This is a genomic window from Poseidonocella sp. HB161398, assembly GCF_005870025.1.
Classification (GTDB): domain Bacteria; phylum Pseudomonadota; class Alphaproteobacteria; order Rhodobacterales; family Rhodobacteraceae; genus Mangrovicoccus.
On record NZ_VATA01000239.1, the window covers coordinates 1 to 937 of the forward strand.

At 62.2% G+C, this 937-nt stretch carries 1 protein-coding gene; it reads left to right on the plus strand.

Features of this window, described 5'->3' with window-relative positions; all coding sequences use genetic code 11:
• Nucleotides 1-875: IS3 family transposase (locus tag FGX59_RS37030; RefSeq protein ID WP_138473492.1), on the plus strand; the 875-nt coding region annotated here is incomplete at its 5' end.
• Nucleotides 876-937: the final 62 nt, after the last annotated feature.

Here is a 937-nt window from a genome sequence, read left to right on the forward strand (position 1 = left end):
TCGGAAGCCTCCAGTCTCATCCCCGGCACTGGAGGCAGAAAGCGGTGAAGAAGGATCATCCCGGCCTCAGCGTGCGGCGGCAGTGCAGCCTGCTGTCGCTGGCCCGCTCGAGCCTCTACTACCAGCCGCGCGGCGAAAGCGCGGAGAACCTCGCCTTCATGGCGATCATCGATCGCCAGTTTCTCGAAAGGCCGTGGTACGGCTCGCGCCAGATGGCCCGCCACATGCACAGAGAAGGGCACAAATGCGGGCGGCATCGCGTCAGGCGGCTGATGAAGCTCATGCGGCTGGTGCCGATCTACCAGGAGCCGAAGACCAGCAGGAAGCACCCCGCGCACAAGATATACCCGTATCTCCTCAGAGACTTGGCCATCACCCGGCCGAACCAGGTCTGGTGCACCGACATCAGCTACATCCCGATGCGTCGTGGCTTCCTCTACCTCGTGGCCGTCATGGACTGGCATAGCCGGAAGGTGCTGAGCTGGCGTTTGTCGAATTCCATGGACGCGGGATTCTGCGTCGAGGCCTTGAAGGAGGCGCTGGCGAAATACGGCGCGCCGGAGATCTTCAACAGCGATCAGGGATCCCAATTCACCAGCACCGACTTCACCGGCGCGCTGCACGACGCGAAGGTGAAAATCTCCATGGACGGGCGCGGCCGCTGGATCGACAACCGGATGATCGAGCGTCTGTGGCGCTCCCTGAAATACGAGTGCGTCTACCTGAACGCTTTCGAGACCGGGTCGGAGACCCGCGAGGGGATCGGCGCCTGGATCAGCTATTACAACGAGAGACGCCCGCACTCATCGCATGGGCTGCTGACGCCGGATGAGGCCTATGGTACCCGGACCCCGAACCTGAAGATCGCCGCCTGACGTGAAACCAATGCTATAGCTTAGCCCGGCGGCAAACTGGTCGAAAAAACGGGACCACCTCT